Source organism: Rhodococcus sp. IEGM 1341, assembly GCF_030056895.1.
Taxonomy (GTDB): Bacteria; Actinomycetota; Actinomycetes; order Mycobacteriales; family Mycobacteriaceae; genus Rhodococcoides.
On record NZ_JASHKV010000001.1, the window covers coordinates 1,316,044 to 1,331,646 of the forward strand.

Here is a 15,603-nt window from a genome sequence, read left to right on the forward strand (position 1 = left end):
GCAGTACTGATGCACAGTACTGCACAAGGCGATGCAGTACCATCCCTGATGTGAACGCACCCGTGACCTCGCATGCCACGGCACGCCGTTCCGAGCTCTTCGACCAGCTCGTGAGCCTGTTTCTGGCAGAGGGCTTCGCCCACCTGACGCTCGACACCATCGCGGCCCGCCTCCGATGCTCCAAGTCCACGCTGTACACACTGGCGTCGAGCAAGGATCAGCTCGTCGGCGGCGCCACAGTGCACTACTTCAAGTCCATGACCACCCAGGTCGAGAACGCGGTCGCCGAGGTGGACGGCACCCGCAATCGCATCACCACGTATCTCACCGCCGTCGGCGCGGCCCTGGAATCGGCGTCCGAGCAGTTCATGACCGATCTGGCATCTCTCGAATCCGCTCGTTCGGTGTACGAACGCAATACCGCGATCGCCGCTCGGCGTGTTCAGGAGTTGATCAGCGAGGGCGTCGCCAGCGGTGAAGTACGAGACGTGCACGCCGCATTCGTCGGCGATGTCGCCTCCTCGGTCATGGTGCGCATCCAGACGCGTGAGGTGTTTCGCCTGACGGGTTTGAGCGACGGCGACGCCTATCTCGAATTGGCCAAGCTCTTGACCGCTGGAATCGGCGCCTAGCGGGAGCCGGGAATGAATCCACCTCGACACACGCTGCAGTACTGTGAACTTAGTTGATCCTTCAACGAAAGAGCGCGTGATGAAGAAGATCGGATTCTTGTCCTTCGGACATTGGTCGGCATCCCCACAGTCGCAGACACGGTCTGCGTCGGACGTGCTGCTGCAGTCCATCGACCTCGCGGTCGCAGCCGAAGAGCTCGGTGCCGACGGCGCGTACTACCGCGTCCATCACTTCGCCAACCAACTCGCGTCGCCGTTCCCCCTGCTCGCCGCCGTGGGTGCCAAGACGAGCACCATCGAGATCGGCACCGGCGTCATCGACATGCGGTACGAGAACCCGTTCTACATGGCCGAGGACTCGGGCTCTGCCGACCTCATCTCCGGCGGACGGTTGCAACTCGGCATCAGTCGGGGATCGCCCGAGCAGGTCATCGAGGGTTACCGCTACTTCGGCTACGCACCCGCCGACGGTTCGGATCATGCCGATATGGCGCGTGAGCACACCCGCATCTACCTCGACCTCCTGGAAGGCAAGGGCTTCGCGCAGCCCAATCCACGACCGATGTTTCCCAACCCACCCGGACTGCTGCGCCTCGAACCGCACTCCCCCGGATTGCGTCAGCGCATCTGGTGGGGTGCCGGAACTCGCGAGACCGCCGAGTGGACCGCGCGCCAGGGTATGAACCTGATGAGCTCGACACTGCTGAGCGAAGACACCGGTGTGCCGTTCCATCAACTGCAGGCCGAGCAGATCGAACGATTCCACAAGACGTGGAGCGATGCAGGCCACGATTTCGCACCGCGAACGTCCGTGAGCCGCAGCATCTTTCCGATCGTCAGCGATCTCGATCGGGCCTACTTCGGCCGAGAGGGCACCGGCGACGACCAAGTCGGCTACCTCGACGGCGGCAAAGCACGGTTCGGCAAGACCTACGCGGGCGAGCCCGACCGGCTGATCGAGGAACTGGCCACCGACGAAGCGATCACTGCCGCAGACACTCTGCTGCTCACCGTCCCCAACCAACTGGGCGTCGACTACTGCGCTCACTTGCTCGAGACACTGCTGCGCGACGTCGCTCCCGCCCTGGGGTGGCGTTGATCACCTGCTGAGCAGCGGCGTTTGGCTTCGGTGAACGTGGGTACTGGCAGCAGGTTCACCCACCCCACCTGCCAGGAGTTCCCATGCTAAAACGCGACGTATCCGCGCGCCTCGATGTAGACATCACCGCAGCCACCACGCTCGAATTCCAGATCGCAGTCGCACCGCACCCAGGTACGACGGTCACCGAGTCACTGTCCTTCGTCCTCGACGGTAACCCCATCGAGGCCAAGGAAGTGAGCGGACCGCACGGCAACCGGATCCACGTCATGCCTGCCGACGTCGGCAATCTGCAGGTCTCGTACGACGCCACCATTCTGGGCAACACCACCCCGGCTCCGGTCACCGACTACGACATGTCGCTCTATCTCCGGCCGAGCCGGTACGCCGAGGCCGACAAGTTCTACGGGTTCGCCGCAACCGAATTCGGCGACTACGCGGACTCCGAGGAACTGCTGGCGAAGATCTCCGCATGGGTGGGCGCACGTCTGAATTACGTTCCGGGAAGCAGCGATCCGATCGACGGAGCCGTCGACACATTGCTCGCCGGACAGGGTGTCTGCCGGGACTACTCGCACCTCGTGGTCGCCATGCTGCGTGCGGTCAACGTTCCGGCTCGGCTGGTGGCGGTGTACGCACCCGGCTGCGATCCGATGGACTTTCACGCCGTCGCCGAGGCGTTCGTGGGCGGCCAGTGGCGTGTTGTCGATGCCACCTGCCTCGCCCCTCGCTCGACGCTGGTGCGAATCTCGGTCGGTCGCGATGCTGCCGACACCGCATTCCTGGACAACCACAAGGGTGCGATCACCCTGAACAGTTCGGTCGTGACCGCTGTCGTCGACGGCGAGCTGCCTCAGGACGACATCACCGAGCTGGTCTCTCTCACCTGATGCTCCGAGCGAACACTGCGGCGATATGAGCTACATCACAGCGGCGTTTGCTTTCAGGGGCGGAAACCGACTAAGTATCCGTTACCAACAGTCACAGCCACCTGAAAGGGCAACACCATGAGCTTCATCGACAAGGCCAAGAACGCTGCAGAAGACGCCATCGGCAAGGCCAAGGAGGTTGTGGGCGACGCAACCGACAACAAGGACCTCGAGGCCGAGGGCAAGAAGGACCAGGGTTCGGCAGGCGTGAAGAAGGTCGGCGAGAACATCAAGGACACCTTCAAGTAACCACCCCCATCGCATCGAGTGCCGCCGATCTCGATGATCGGCGGCACTCGCCTTTCACTCCCACCTTTCCTCACACCAGAGAACGGATGCCCCTCATGACCACATCGACAGACACGACCAAGGCCCCCAAGCGTCGCGGCGGATTCGCCTCGAAGTTCGCCCTCCTGATCACGCTCGTCCTGGTCGCAGCGCTGGTGATCTTCGTGCTGCAGAACACCGTGCACACCACGATCAATTTCCTGGGTTGGAACTTCGACCTCGGTCAGGGTGTCTCCCTGCTCGGCGCAGCCGTCGTCGGTGCCGTCATCACGCTGACCGCGACCGCAGCGCTCAAGGTTCGACGCGCAGTCCGCTGACCGACTTCGACCCGAGAAGGAATGCCCGATGCTTCCCCTGCTTGCCCGTAAATACCTGTACCGCTACCTGATCGTCGCGATCGGGCTACCCATCCTCGCCCGACTGCTGGCCTTCGCCGGTCAGAGCCTCGAAAAGCGAACAGGGAACGACAACTTCGTGTCCAGGGGCCTGAAATCGGCCGGCAGATTCGCGCAGAAGCGCGCCGACAAGTCCCAGGGCAAGCAGGACCGCAAGTCCCGCAGCGTCGGTCGCTAGAGCCGGTCGCCGGTTTCTCGGCGGAGGTCCTTCAGCACTTCTCGGAGCACGACCCGATCGTCGAATTCGACGATGTCTCGACCGTAGGCCTGCTCGGTGTCACAGCCGCGGCCCGCGACCACGACCACATCGTCGGGTTCGGCCATCTTCACTGCGAGCGCGAGCGCAGTACGACGGTCCGGCTCGACGACGACCGACGCCGACCGTGCAGCTCGCGCACCTTCCGCCACCGCAGCTCGGATGGTGTCGGCATCCTCGGACAACGGACTTTCGTCGCTGACGATCACCACGTCGGCAAGTTCGGCTGCGGTAGCTCCCAGCGGGAAGCGTTTGCCCGGATCGCGTTCACCCGTTGCCCCGACGACCACGATCACCCGACCGGTCACCAAAGTCCGTACGAACGGCAACAATCGGCGTTGTCCCGCGGTGTTGTGCATGTAGTCCACCAATGCCAGAAACGGCTGCCCGGCATCGACCTTCTCGAGCCGTCCGGGAACGGATCGAACGCTCTCCAATCCTGCGGCGACCACCGCGAGATCCTTGCCTGCGGCCAGTGCTGTGGCAAGCGCAGCAAGCGCGTTACCGGCCTGGTGCGGACCGAGCAGGGGCAGTCGAACGTCGATCGAACCCGTAGGTGTTCGGACAGTCATCGTTGTATCGACGCCGGTGCATTCGATGTGCTCTCCGAACACCTCCGCACGGATGTCGAGTACCGACCACCTCCAGCACGGAACGTCCACGAGCTGGGCCAACCTTCTTCCGTACACGTCGTCGATACCCACCGCCGCGGCTGCTGTTCGGTGGGCTGCGAACAACTCCGCTTTGGCGGCGAAGTATCTGTCCATGCTGCCGTGATAGTCGAGGTGGTCGGGACCGAGATTGGTGAACCCGACCGCAGCGAAGCGCATACCGTCGATGCGGTGTTCGGACACTGCATGAGAGGACACCTCCAGCGCGACAGCCGTTGCGCCCTCGTCTCGAAAGCGGCCGAGCGTGCGCTGGACCGTCGCAGCCTCGGGTGTCGTTCGCGCAGTGGGTGACCACGTCGCCGGCCCGGCCAGTCCGATGCCGGTCATCGTGCCGACCGTCTCGCCCGAGGCCTCTAGCCCCGCAGCGAGCAGCAGTGCAGTGCTGGTCTTTCCATTGGTTCCGGTCACCCCGTAGACGTCCATGGCGTCCGCGGGGTGATCGTGGATCAGTGCGCAGACCGCGCCTGCGCTTCGGCGCGGGTCGTCGACGACGACGGTCGGCAGCACGGTCGACGGCCTGTCGGACAGGACGGCCACCGCTCCGCGCTCGTACGCCTCGAGTTCGTGGTTCAACCCGTGGGCGTGAGAGCCCGGAAACGCCAAGTACAGGTCTCCGGGGCGGACCGTCCGGGAATCGTCACTCGCCCCGGTCACGCGCACGGATTCGATGGGTACAGGTGATCCGATCGTGCGAGCGATATCAGCGAGCGCCGTACCGAGACCTCGGCCCGGCGACTTCCAGGATCCGTCGGCCGCGGGCTCGGTCAATGACCCGCCGGGTCGGTGAGGGATTTGCCTTCCTTGGCCTTGACACGCTTGCGCTCGAGGAGGACCAGAGCAATCCCGGCGGCGAGTAGCACCGGCGCGGCAACGGCCCCGATCCACACCCACCCGGTGAATCCGTAACCTGCCGCGGTGAGAGTGAGACCGAGACTCACCAATGCCACTCCGATACAGATGTACCCGGGCCAGTTGCGTGTGTCGACGATTGCCTCACCCGCGTGCCCGCGCGTCGTCCGATCGTCGTCGGTTGCCCCGGCGTCGGATTCGCTCGTGTTCTGGTCTGCCATGTGGATCCTCTCCGGATACGGACCGTTCGTCCCATTCGAGACAAGCGGTTCGTATCGGCTGCCCGCTAGTCACCGGCGGTAAACCTGAGGTCGGATCGGACGATCAGTCGTGCCAACTCACTGCCGCGAACGGAGCGTGGCTGGCGAGTCGGCCGACGATGCCGGCGTGCGCGAAATCCTTGGCCGTCGCGACGGCGTCGAGCACGTCTGCGCCCTTCGCGAGCTCCGCGGTGATGGCTGCGGCGAACACGCAGCCGGCACCTGACACGCGCTCTTCGCCCACCTTGGGGGCGCGCAGCACGGTCAGTTCGGACCCGTCGTAGACGACGTCGACGGCCTCGTCGCCGGGCAGACCTGTGCCACCCTTGACCACCACGAAACGAGGCCCGAGATCGGCGATTCTCTTGGCGGCCTCACCCAGATCGTCGACGGTGTCGATGGCGTCCATTCCGGACAAGGTCTGCGCCTCGAACAGGTTGGGGGTGATCACGGTGGCCAACGGAAGGATCTCGCGCCGCAGGGCATTGTCGGTGTCGAGTGCGGCACCCGGCTCCTGGCCCTTGCAGATCAGGACCGGATCGACGACCACGTGCCGCCACGGCTGCAGGCGCAGCGACGCCGCTACCGTGTCCACGGTGACGGGGGTGCCGAGCATGCCGATCTTGACGACATCGAGATCGTGTGCGGCAGTGGCCACTTCGATCTGATCGGCGATGACCGTGCTGTCGATGGGCACGAATCGGTGCCCCCAGCCCGCCTTCGGATCGAACGAGACGATGCACGTGATCGTGCCGACTCCGTAGACCCCGAGCCGCTCGAATGTCTTGAGATCTGCTTGCAGACCGGCTCCGCCGGTGGCTTCCGAACCAGCGATGACATAGGCGATTGTCGACATGGCCTCAGTATGACAATCGCAGATCGGCACCGACGCGAGTGGTCGCCACGGGATTGGGTCCGGAGGTTTCGGGGCATACGTCGAAGTCGGTGCGTCTCCTCGAGCAACCGACGACACCGCGCAGTACATCGACTTCGAGCCCAGGAGTAGCGGAGCACGATCGGAGATCGTGCAATCACGCACAACGACGAGAGTTTCGGAGGCCGAATCGTGCCCACCAGCAGAAATACGTCAGCCACCTGCGAGGACGTCTGGAACGTCCTGGCGAACGGATGGAGCTATGCGACCTGGGTCGTCGGCGCGTCCCGCATCCGCGCTGTCGACGGCAACTGGCCCGCAGTCGGCAGCTCCATTCATCACTCGGTGGGTGCGTGGCCTGCGGTACTCAGTGACGTCACGCGGTCGGTGGGACTCCATGCCGGTCGAGAACTTGTGCTCGAAGCCCGTGCACTGCCGTTCGGAAAGGCCTCGATAACAGTGCGACTGCATCCTCTCGCCTCGGGCTGCCGCATCGAAATCATCGAGCACGCAATCACGGCACCCTTCGATCTGGTCCCCGACCGGGTCCAACATCTTCTGGCGCATCCACGCAACGCCGAGGCGCTGCGCAGGCTTGCACTCCTGGCCGAGCGGTCCACTGCACCGTGACCAAGACCCCATTGCGACAAGCAGTTTCGGGAAAAATGCTGTTCGTGTTTATTCTCGGCGATGTGCTCGGTGCCGGAATCTATGCTCTCGTCGGTGAGATCGCGGGTGAGGTCGGCGGAGCGATCTGGCTCCCCATGCTCGTCGCGCTGCTGATGGCGCTGCTGACCGCGGCGTCGTACGCAGAGTTGGTCACCAAATATCCGAGGGCGGGCGGCGCGGCGGTCTTCGCGCAACAGGCGTACGGCAAACCGATGGTGTCGTTCCTCGTCGGATTCTCGATGCTCGCCGCGGGTGTCACCAGTGCGGCCGGGCTGGCACTCGCCTTTTCGGGTGACTATCTGGGCGTGTTCCTCGACGTGCCTGCTGTACCCGCTGCAGTGGTCTTCCTGCTGTTGATCGGGTTGCTCAACGCGCGCGGCATCACCGAGTCTCTCCGCGCCAATCTCGTGATGACGGTGGTCGAGGTGTCCGGGCTGGTCGTCGTCATCGCCCTTGCCGGACTGGTGTTGAGCCGCGGCGACGGTGTGCCCTCTCGCGTCCTCGAATTCACCGACGAGACGACACCGACCTTGGCGGTTCTCGGCGCGGCTCTGCTGGCCTTCTATTCGTTCGTGGGTTTCGAGACGTCCGCGAACATCGCCGAGGAAGTCGAGGACGTGCGCCGGGTCTACCCACGAGCCCTCCTCGGTGCCGTCACCGTGGCCGGTGTGGTGTACGTGCTCGTCGGGCTTGCTGTGTCGACGGTCGTACCTGCCGACACACTGTCGCAGTCCACCGGTCCACTGCTCGAGGTCGTCGCTGCAGCGGATGCCGGCATTCCGCCGTCGGTTTTCGGTCTGATCGCACTCGTCGCTGTCGCCAACGGCGCGTTGCTGACGATGATCATGGCATCGCGGCTGACGTTCGGGATGGCGCGCGACGGTCTGCTCCCCGGAGTGCTCGCCGAGGTTCTGCCGGGTCGCAAGACACCGTGGACTGCCATCGTCGCCACCACAGCTGTCGCGATGGTCCTGGCCACCACCGGTTCTGTTGCGGCACTGGCCGAAACCGTGGTGCTCCTGCTGCTGTTCGTCTTCGTCAGCACCAACGTCGCCGTGCTCGTACTACGCCGAGATCGGGCAGAGACCGACCATTTCCGAACGCCCACAGCACTTCCCGTCCTGGCGCTGATCACCTGTGCCGTACTGCTGACCCAGCAGTCGGGAGCAACGTGGCTCCGCGCCGGACTGCTTCTTGCGGTAGGCGTAGCGCTGTACTTCGTCGGTACCGTGCTGACCGGCAGGACGAAGACCGAGCAGAGGAGTACATCCCGATGACCACGACCGAAGTAGACGCGATCGTGATCGGCAGTGGCCACAACGGCTTGGTCGCGGCGGCAGCGATGGCAGACGCCGGCTGGGACGTCGTGGTCCTCGAGGCCGCCGAACATCCCGGCGGCGCTGTGCGCAGCGCCGAGCTCGTTCCCGGTTTCACCAGCGACCTCTTCAGCGCGTTCTACCCACTGGCGCTCGCCTCGCCTGCCATGAAGGCACTCGAGTTGGAAAGCCACGGGCTGCAGTGGTCGCACTCCCCCGCGGTGTACGGCCATGCGCGGTCACCGCAGGACACCGACGCTCCGGTCGTGCACCACGATGTCGAGACCACCGCCGCGCGGCTGTCGGAACACGACGCGCGGGACGGCCGCACCTGGTTGCGACTCTTCGAGCAGTGGGAGCGCATTCGCGAGCCCTTCATGAACTCGCTGTTCGGACCGTTTCCACCAGTCGTCCCCGCGGCTCGCCTCGTCCACGCCTTGGGCGTACCCGAGACGCTGCGCTTCGCACGATTCGCCGCCCTCCCCGCCCGCGTGATGGCTCACGAACTCTTCCACAGCGAGGCCGCTCGCTGCCTCCTGCTGGGAAACGCCATGCACGGTGACGTCCCGACCGACGCCCCCGTGAGCGGGATGATGGGCTGGCTGCTCACGATGCTGGCCCAGGACGTCGGGTTTCCGACCCCCGTGGGCGGATCCTCTGCGCTGACGTCGGCGTTGATTCGGCGTGGCGCCGCATCGGGTGCGGTGCTGGAGTGCGGTCAGGCGGTCGAGCACATCGAGGTGCGCGGCGGTCGAGCTCGGGCAGTGCACACCGCGGCCGGCGACACGTTTCGGGCGCGCCGAGCGATCGTGGCCGACGTGTCCGCACCGGCGCTCTACGGTTCACTGCTTCCGTACGACGCCGTGCCGCGCCGTGTGCACGACGACTTGCGCACCTTCGAGTGGGACACCCCTGTGGTCAAGGTGAACTACGCGCTCGATCGTAGAATCCCTTGGAATTCACCGTCTCTGGCCGATGCCGGCACCGTTCATCTCGGTGCGGACGACAACGGTCTCGTGCATTGGGCAGCCGATCTCACGACCGGAGTCCTTCCCGCGAGTCCGTTCATGCTGTTCGGTCAGATGACCACTGCCGATCGGAGCAGATCACCGGAGGGCACCGAAAGCGCTTGGGCCTACACGCATCTGCCGAGAGGCGTCGTCGACGACGCGGCCGCCGACACCGTGGCGGATCGGGTGGACGAAGTCCTCGACGCCCACGCACCGGGGTTTCTCGATTCGATCGTCGGGCGGATCGTACAGCGACCGAGCGATCTGTACGGTGCCGACGCGAATCTGCACGGTGGTGCGGTGAACGGCGGAACCGCACAGCTGCAGCAGCAGTTGATATTTCGACCGACACCGGGTCTGGGTCGGGCGGAGACGCCGGTGGAGGGCCTGTTCTTGGGTTCGGCATCGGCGCACCCTGGTGGCGGAGTGCACGGAGCAGCCGGGCTCAATGCCGCCCGGGCAGCGCTCGGCCAGCGAGGTGTCACCGGCTGGGTGAAGAAGAAAGTCACCGGTTCACTCATCGACATGTTGACCCGGTGACGCCGTTATCGAAGCGAGATCTTTCGTTACCGGTTCGAGACCTCGGACGAGGTCTACCGAAATCGGACACTGACATTGTTGAAAGCACAACAACTCAGCGTCGTGCACCGTACGGGAAGACCGACCGGTCCGAGCGCTTCGGGGAAGAGGTAAAGACATGTTGACCAGCACCGCAACCATGGAACGCTCCCTTCGCGACGACGAAGGCGTGTTCCGACTCGAGACCGTCGTGCGACCGGACCGCCGCAACACGCTGCGCGCGTTCGGCGAACTGGACATGTCCACCCGGGCCGAGTTCGTGCACAGCCTCGACCGCCTGGCATCGGCGTCCGTGCAGGTGACGGTCGACTTGTCGGAGGTCTCGTTCATGTACTCCGGCGTCGCCAACGCGATCATCGATTTCACCTTTGTACATCCGGGCAAGATTGCCGTATTCGCGCCTGCACGCTCGGTCCGCATGGTCCTGGAAGTACTGGGCTCAGGTGACCTGTTCGTCGACACGTTTCGGTCGTGAATCCGACTCGACAACAGGTAACGTCCAAGTTATGTCAGAGGAGCCGACCGGAGGACCGTTCGAGATCGTGGCAGCCGAGCACGACTCGGCCACCGTACTCACCGTTCGAGGCGAGCTGGATCTCGACACCATCCCAGAACTGTCCGCCACCGCGTTTCCAGCGGCCGACAGTGCAGCAGGAGGTCTCGTCGTCGATCTGACCGACGTCAGCTTCCTGTCGTCGAGCGCGATCACTGTGCTGGTGCGAGTGTGCGATCGGCTACCCGATGCCTCACGCATGGCTCTGGTAGCGGTCGACGGAGTCGTGGTTCGTCCGGTGCAGCTCAGCGGAATCGATCGAGTGATGGCGACCTTCACGACCGTGCCCGACGCGGTTGCCCACGTTCGGTCGGCTGTTCTCGACGCGGAGGTCGACCGATGACCGGCCGATACCGAGTCGGGCGACGACGATGACCGAGAGCAGTCTCGCTCCCAGTCGTTGGAGCCACACCGCCCCGGCCGAGCCCGCCGTGGCGACCGTACTTCGTCGCCGGTTGCATCACTGGACTCTCGAACTCGGCGTGAGTAGCGATCTTGTCGACGACATCGTCCTCGGGGTCTACGAGGCACTGGCAAACGTGGTCGAACACGCCTATCACTCGGTGCCCGAGCCAGGGACGATGACGATCACCGCCGCCTACGAACACCGGACGCTGACGGTGACGATCTCCGACACCGGGACGTGGCGTCCACCGACGCCGACGACCAATCGAAGTCACGGCCTGCAACTCGCAGCCGCGGTGGCCGACGACCTCCTGGTCGACCATCGACCCGGTTTCGGCACAGTGGTCACTGCCGTGTGGACCGATCCGATCACAACCGACCACTCGAAACCCGCCACCCGCTCGTCATGACCGAAGGGAGTCCCCATGTCTGCCACGGCTGCTGATCTACTCGACACTGCACCGTGCGGCGTGTTCTCGGTCGACGTCGCCACTTCGCGAATCCTCTACGCCAACGTGGCCGCCGCTCGGATCACCGCGCGCAGCCGCGAGACGCTCGTCGGAATGTCCGTCAGCGACCTGTTCACGGTCGAGTTCGAGCCGATCCTGGCGGCCCTGATGAATGTTGTGTCGACATCGGAATCGGACTCGCCGGTCGGAGCGAACGCGAAGTTGACCGTCGCGTCCGATCCACGCGCCGCGATAGCCGTGTCGATCCTGGCCAACAGTCTGCGCACGGCCGAAGGGGCCGTGACGGTGACGATGACGCTGCACAACGAAACCGAACGCCACGTGCGCGAGAAGGATCTGGTCGACGCCCGCGACAACGCGGAGGCCGCCCAGGACGATGCCGAGGCCGCACTGGACAGATCACAGGACGCATTGGGGGCCTCGGAAGAAGCACGCAAGCAGGCCGAGGCGGAGAGAACCCAGGTGCAGATTCTGGCGTCGACGCTGCAACGCACTCTGCTGCCGCCGATCCTGTCGGCTCCGACGGGCATGAACGTGGCAGCGCACTATCACCCCGCATCCATCGACGAGGTCGGTGGCGACTTCTACGACGTGTTTCCGCTCGACAAGCAGACGTGGGGATTCTTCCTCGGTGACGTGAGCGGTAAGGGTGCGGGAGCCGCCGCCGTGACGTCACTGACCCGGTACACCCTCCGCGCCGCCGCAGTGTTCGACCGCAACCCGATCTCGGTGCTCGAAAACCTCAACACCGTTCTGCACCACGAGTTCCACGGAGACGACCCACGTTTCTGCACGGTGGTTTTCGGCACCATCACTCCGGGACCGGACGGCGCAAAGGTTGACCTCGCCAGCGGCGGACATCCGCCGGCACTGCGTATCACGCACGACGCCGTCGTCGACTTCGTCGACACCACAGGTGGCCAGTTGGTCGGGGCGTTGGCCGAGCCGCACTTCGCATCGGCATCGGTGACCCTGCGCCCCGGCGACGTCATGGCGTTCTACACCGACGGATTGACCGAAGCGATCGTCGGACCGGGGCGGACGCGCTTCGACGACGACGGTGGCCTCGAATCCTTCGCTGCCAAAAAGGGTCCGACCACTGCACCGAAGATCGTCGACGATCTGACCTCACTGTTGGCATCCTTCGGGGACGGCCTGCAGGACGACGTCGCGCTGCTCGCCTTCGAGGTACCCCGGCCCGAGCCCGACTCGTAGCAATCGACGCCGGAGACGCGAGTCCGCTCACCGAGCGAAATCGCGTATTCGGTGCATCGCATTCGACTCCGCGCCACTGTCACGCTTGCGCAGCGAGCGCGCGTCCGGCCTGCCGGCCACCGAAGATGCACCCACCCAGGAACGTTCCCTCCAACGAGCGGTACCCGTGCACACCGCCGCCACCGAAACCGGCGATCTCACCTGCCGCCCACAATCCGTCTATCGCCTGTCCGTCGCCGTCGAGGACACGGCCCTGCAGGTCGGTTTGAATGCCGCCCAATGTTTTTCGCGTGATGATGTTCAACCGCACGGCGATCAACGGACCCGATTTGGGATCGAGAATCTTGTGCGGTGAGGCGGTACGCGCGATGCGCTCTCCGCGCGATCGACGCGAATTGTGGATCGCGGAGATCTGCAGGTCCTTGGTGAACGGGTTGTCGACCTCACGGTCGCGGGCCTCGATCTGCCGCTTCAGATCGGCGAGGTCGATCAGATCCTCGCCGGAGACCCTGTTCATTCCCTGGACGAGTTGGGCGAGGGTGTCGGCGACGACGAAATCCTCTCCGTTCTTCTTGAACGCCTCCACCGGTTCGCTGGCACCGGGCAACACCCGGCCGAGAACGAGCTTGAGGTTCTTTCCGGTGATGTCCGGGTTCTGCTCCGATCCCGAGAGTGCAAACTCCTTCTCGATGATCTTCTGCGTCAGAACGAACCAGGAGTACTCGAATCCACTGTCCTGAATGGCTTTCAACGTGCCGAGAGTATCGAACCCCGGAAAGTTCGGAACCGGGAACCGTCGCCCACGCGCGTCGAACCACATGGACGACGGGCCGGGAATGATTCTGATTCCGTGGTTCTTCCAGATCGGATTCCAGTTCTTGATGCCCTCGGTGTAATGCCACATGCGGTCTTTGTTGACCAGACGGCCACCGACTTTCTCGGTGATGCCGAGCATGCGGCCGTCGACGTGTTCGGGGACTCCCGAGATCAGGGACTTCGGAGCCGTTCCCAGCCGTGCCGGCCAGTTCTCCCGCACCAGGTCGTGGTTGGCTCCGATGCCGCCCGCAGTGACGAGCACGGCCCCGGCACGCAACTCGAACTCACCCACCTCGACGCGGCTACTGCCCGAACCTCGCTCCGCGGCACTGGGTTCGAGAAGTGCGCCGCGGACTCCCTCGACTGTGCCGGCACTGACGATGAACTCGTCGACGCGGTGACGAAAACCGAAGCGCACCAACCCTTTGTCAGCGGCCTCACGTACGCGTCGCTCGAACGGCGCAACGACCCCTGGACCGGTACCCCAGGTCAGGTGAAATCGCGGAACCGAATTGCCGTGGCCCTCGGCGAGGTAGCCACCACGTTCGGCCCACCCGACGATGGGAACCCACCGCACGCCCTGCGCGTGCAGCCAGGACCGTTTCTCCCCCGCCGCGAAATCGAGGTACGCGCGCGCCCACCGATGGCCCCAGTAATCCTCGCCCGCGGGATCGTCGATGCCGCGGTCGAAGGTCGCGGTTCCGAGCCAGTCCTGCCACGCAAACTCCGCGGAATCCTTGATGCCCATGCGTCGCTGCTCCGGGGTGTCGACCATGAACAGACCGCCCAATGACCAGAACGCTTGGCCGCCCAAGTTCTGCTCGGGCTCCTGGTCGAGGAGCAGCACCCGCTTTCCGGCGTCGGCCAGTTCGGCGGTCGCCACCAGTCCGGCCAAGCCTGCACCCACCACGATCACGTCTGCGTCCATTGCCCCACTGTGCTGTCGTCGGTGCCGGATCTCAAGGAAACCGCCTTGAATGACTATAGGATTTATCAGAGACTGACAAATAGTGGGGAGGTAGGTCGATGTACCCAGCGCGGGTCGCCGTAGTCGCGAAGATCGAATCGGAGCTGGGCCCCGTCGTCGCATCCGCAGTACACGCGATTCGCGACGCGATCCCGGTCTACCGATCACTGCAGGGTGCGCAGTTGGCCGATGTCGAGGCCATCGCATATTGGTCGCTGAGGCGGTTGATGGCCCTGTGGGCGCATGGCGATCGGACGATCGACGACCGTGACCACAGTAGATTCCGCGCGATAGGTGCCGCGCGCGCAGCGGACGGGCGCCCGCTGGCCGATGTGCTGCGTGCGTATCGAGTCGCGTCGAGCGTGTTCGTTCGGCACGTGACAACCGAGTATCTCGATGTACTCGAACCACCGGACATTGCCGAACTCGGCCTCGGCGTGCTCGACGCCATCGACGCAATCTCCGAGGAAATCATCGGCGCGTACGTCATTGCGCGCGAACAGCTCACATCCAACCGTGCGCAGGCGCATGCCGCGCTGCTAGACGACCTGCTGGCTGCCAGGCACAACTCACCCGGGACGGTGTCGGATCGTTCTCGCGAACTCGACCTGAAGCTGCCCACGCACCCGAATCTGCTTGTGGTGCAATCGACAGACCCGGGCCGACCCATGTCCGACGACACCGTCGAATCGCTGGTCCTCGCAGTAGGACTCGTTCCGCCGGACCGCACCGCGCCGTCGGGTCAGCGGAGCCACTTGTGCACTCGGCGCGAGCAACGCGCGATCGCGTTGTTGCCACCATCGATCCACCGCGCCGAGGCGGACCTCGCGTGTCGAGATCTGATGCTGCGCGGATGCCTCGTGGAGAGATCCACCATTGCCGGTATCAGCAGTTCGTGGCGACTCGCATCGGAAGCGCTGGACACCGCACCGGATCACGCGTTCGACGACCGGGCACTGCTCGATCAGGGTGACGGTCAGCTGCTGGCACTGCTGACCGCGCGCCCCACCGCGGACACGAGCGAGGTGGTACGTAGCGTGCTCGGTCCGCTGACCGAGGCGGCGAACGAACATATTCTGCAAGGCCTTTCGGCCTTCATCGCCACCGGTACGGCAACGGCTGCCGCCACCCGACTACAGGTACACCCGCAGACTCTGCGCTACCGACTGCGCCGAGCCCAGGAACTGACCGGCCGAGATCCCCGATCCGCGTGGCATCGCCTCGCGTTGGACACTGCGATTCAACTGCGGCAACTCGGGTGATCCGGTCTTCGGCAATGCCGGGCACATCGAAAACCCGGACACCCATGCATGAACCCATACGCGGTCTCGTCACCTGAATGGGACGGTG

Annotated in this window: 18 protein-coding genes; 14 read left to right on the forward strand and 4 right to left on the reverse strand. The window is 64.6% G+C overall.

Translation table 11 applies throughout. The annotated features are described in order from the left end of the window. The first annotated feature begins 50 nt into the window (after positions 1-50). The 6 genes from QM615_RS05835 to QM615_RS05860 all read left to right on the forward strand — a co-directional run bounded on the left by QM615_RS05835 (position 51) and on the right by QM615_RS05860 (position 3,521). Positions 51-632, forward strand: coding sequence for a TetR/AcrR family transcriptional regulator (locus QM615_RS05835; protein WP_230074079.1), 582 nt, complete (start codon positions 51-53; stop codon positions 630-632). Positions 633-711: 79 nt separating this feature from the next. Beyond that, complete coding sequence (locus QM615_RS05840) at positions 712-1,731, forward strand: LLM class flavin-dependent oxidoreductase (RefSeq protein WP_149405250.1); 1,020 nt, start codon at positions 712-714, stop codon at positions 1,729-1,731. Positions 1,732-1,814: 83 nt separating this feature from the next. Continuing rightward, positions 1,815-2,621 carry a transglutaminase-like domain-containing protein gene (locus tag QM615_RS05845; RefSeq protein WP_068283468.1) on the forward strand — a complete coding sequence of 269 codons (807 nt, stop codon included), beginning with the start codon at positions 1,815-1,817 and terminating at the stop codon, positions 2,619-2,621. A 117-nt stretch (positions 2,622-2,738) separates the two neighbouring features. Beyond that, positions 2,739-2,909 carry a CsbD family protein gene (locus QM615_RS05850; RefSeq protein ID WP_008718579.1) on the forward strand — a complete coding sequence of 57 codons (171 nt, stop codon included), beginning with the start codon at positions 2,739-2,741 and terminating at the stop codon, positions 2,907-2,909. A gap of 95 nt (positions 2,910-3,004) precedes the next feature. Further along, positions 3,005-3,265, forward strand: a complete 261-nt coding sequence (locus tag QM615_RS05855; protein WP_068046905.1) for a lipopolysaccharide assembly protein LapA domain-containing protein — start codon at positions 3,005-3,007, stop codon at positions 3,263-3,265. A gap of 28 nt (positions 3,266-3,293) precedes the next feature. Continuing rightward, positions 3,294-3,521: a hypothetical protein gene (locus tag QM615_RS05860; protein WP_149405249.1), complete on the forward strand. Its 228-nt coding sequence runs from the start codon at positions 3,294-3,296 to the stop codon at positions 3,519-3,521. Here the strand turns inward: QM615_RS05860 and QM615_RS05865 are convergent. The 3 genes from QM615_RS05865 to thiD form a co-directional block, all read right to left on the reverse strand. Then, positions 3,518-4,924: a Mur ligase family protein gene (locus QM615_RS05865; protein ID WP_262498271.1), complete on the reverse strand. Its 1,407-nt coding sequence runs from the start codon at positions 4,922-4,924 to the stop codon at positions 3,518-3,520. The genes QM615_RS05860 and QM615_RS05865 overlap by 4 nt on opposite strands. 110 nt (positions 4,925-5,034) lie before the next feature. Continuing rightward, on the reverse strand, positions 5,035-5,340 hold the full coding sequence (locus QM615_RS05870) for a hypothetical protein (protein WP_149405248.1): 306 nt from the start codon (positions 5,338-5,340) through the stop codon (positions 5,035-5,037). Between the two features lie 103 nt (positions 5,341-5,443). Further along, positions 5,444-6,235, reverse strand: coding sequence for a bifunctional hydroxymethylpyrimidine kinase/phosphomethylpyrimidine kinase (gene thiD / locus QM615_RS05875; protein ID WP_149405247.1), 792 nt, complete (start codon positions 6,233-6,235; stop codon positions 5,444-5,446). A 210-nt stretch (positions 6,236-6,445) separates the two neighbouring features. On the opposite strand from thiD, the gene QM615_RS05880 reads away from it, so the two are divergent. From QM615_RS05880 to QM615_RS05910, 7 genes are all read left to right on the forward strand, one after another. Continuing rightward, positions 6,446-6,883, forward strand: a complete 438-nt coding sequence (locus QM615_RS05880) for an SRPBCC family protein (protein ID WP_149405246.1) — start codon at positions 6,446-6,448, stop codon at positions 6,881-6,883. Beyond that, positions 6,880-8,199, forward strand: a complete 1,320-nt coding sequence (locus QM615_RS05885; RefSeq protein WP_262498270.1) for an APC family permease — start codon at positions 6,880-6,882, stop codon at positions 8,197-8,199. The genes QM615_RS05880 and QM615_RS05885 overlap by 4 nt, the downstream gene beginning before the upstream one ends. Further along, complete coding sequence (locus QM615_RS05890) at positions 8,196-9,788, forward strand: phytoene desaturase family protein (RefSeq protein WP_149405244.1); 1,593 nt, start codon at positions 8,196-8,198, stop codon at positions 9,786-9,788. The genes QM615_RS05885 and QM615_RS05890 overlap by 4 nt, the downstream gene beginning before the upstream one ends. Before the next feature lie 157 nt (positions 9,789-9,945). Next, positions 9,946-10,302, forward strand: coding sequence for an STAS domain-containing protein (locus tag QM615_RS05895; RefSeq protein WP_149405243.1), 357 nt, complete (start codon positions 9,946-9,948; stop codon positions 10,300-10,302). A 31-nt stretch (positions 10,303-10,333) separates the two neighbouring features. Further along, a complete protein-coding gene (locus QM615_RS05900; RefSeq protein WP_149405242.1) occupies positions 10,334-10,723 on the forward strand; it encodes an anti-sigma factor antagonist in 390 nt (129 codons plus the stop codon). Positions 10,724-10,751: 28 nt separating this feature from the next. After that, complete coding sequence (locus QM615_RS05905; RefSeq protein WP_149405241.1) at positions 10,752-11,195, forward strand: ATP-binding protein; 444 nt, start codon at positions 10,752-10,754, stop codon at positions 11,193-11,195. A gap of 15 nt (positions 11,196-11,210) precedes the next feature. Then, positions 11,211-12,470 carry a PP2C family protein-serine/threonine phosphatase gene (locus tag QM615_RS05910; protein WP_149405240.1) on the forward strand — a complete coding sequence of 420 codons (1,260 nt, stop codon included), beginning with the start codon at positions 11,211-11,213 and terminating at the stop codon, positions 12,468-12,470. Positions 12,471-12,549: 79 nt separating this feature from the next. On the opposite strand, the gene QM615_RS05915 is transcribed toward QM615_RS05910, so the two are convergent. Continuing rightward, positions 12,550-14,214, reverse strand: a complete 1,665-nt coding sequence (locus tag QM615_RS05915) for an FAD-binding dehydrogenase (RefSeq protein WP_149405239.1) — start codon at positions 14,212-14,214, stop codon at positions 12,550-12,552. Between the two features lie 98 nt (positions 14,215-14,312). Between QM615_RS05915 and QM615_RS05920 the strand changes: the two genes are divergently transcribed. Continuing rightward, on the forward strand, positions 14,313-15,515 hold the full coding sequence (locus tag QM615_RS05920; protein ID WP_149405238.1) for an RsbRD N-terminal domain-containing protein: 1,203 nt from the start codon (positions 14,313-14,315) through the stop codon (positions 15,513-15,515). Positions 15,516-15,603 lie beyond the last annotated feature (88 nt).

What these genes read in the sequence shown, in the direction of transcription:
- QM615_RS05860 (WP_149405249.1), top strand. Translation starts at nt 3,294, where the DNA reads ATGCTTCCCCTGCTTGCCCGTAAATACCTGTACCGCTACCTGATCGTC.
- QM615_RS05845 (WP_068283468.1), top strand. Translation starts at nt 1,815, where the DNA reads ATGCTAAAACGCGACGTATCCGCGCGCCTCGATGTAGACATCACCGCA.
- thiD (WP_149405247.1), bottom strand. Translation starts at nt 6,235, where the DNA reads ATGTCGACAATCGCCTATGTCATCGCTGGTTCGGAAGCCACCGGCGGA.
- QM615_RS05850 (WP_008718579.1), top strand. Translation starts at nt 2,739, where the DNA reads ATGAGCTTCATCGACAAGGCCAAGAACGCTGCAGAAGACGCCATCGGC.
- QM615_RS05895 (WP_149405243.1), top strand. Translation starts at nt 9,946, where the DNA reads ATGTTGACCAGCACCGCAACCATGGAACGCTCCCTTCGCGACGACGAA.
- QM615_RS05905 (WP_149405241.1), top strand. Translation starts at nt 10,752, where the DNA reads ATGACCGAGAGCAGTCTCGCTCCCAGTCGTTGGAGCCACACCGCCCCG.
- QM615_RS05870 (WP_149405248.1), bottom strand. Translation starts at nt 5,340, where the DNA reads ATGGCAGACCAGAACACGAGCGAATCCGACGCCGGGGCAACCGACGAC.
- QM615_RS05910 (WP_149405240.1), top strand. Translation starts at nt 11,211, where the DNA reads ATGTCTGCCACGGCTGCTGATCTACTCGACACTGCACCGTGCGGCGTG.
- QM615_RS05840 (WP_149405250.1), top strand. Translation starts at nt 712, where the DNA reads ATGAAGAAGATCGGATTCTTGTCCTTCGGACATTGGTCGGCATCCCCA.
- QM615_RS05890 (WP_149405244.1), top strand. Translation starts at nt 8,196, where the DNA reads ATGACCACGACCGAAGTAGACGCGATCGTGATCGGCAGTGGCCACAAC.
- QM615_RS05915 (WP_149405239.1), bottom strand. Translation starts at nt 14,214, where the DNA reads ATGGACGCAGACGTGATCGTGGTGGGTGCAGGCTTGGCCGGACTGGTG.
- QM615_RS05855 (WP_068046905.1), top strand. Translation starts at nt 3,005, where the DNA reads ATGACCACATCGACAGACACGACCAAGGCCCCCAAGCGTCGCGGCGGA.
- QM615_RS05920 (WP_149405238.1), top strand. Translation starts at nt 14,313, where the DNA reads ATGTACCCAGCGCGGGTCGCCGTAGTCGCGAAGATCGAATCGGAGCTG.
- QM615_RS05900 (WP_149405242.1), top strand. Translation starts at nt 10,334, where the DNA reads ATGTCAGAGGAGCCGACCGGAGGACCGTTCGAGATCGTGGCAGCCGAG.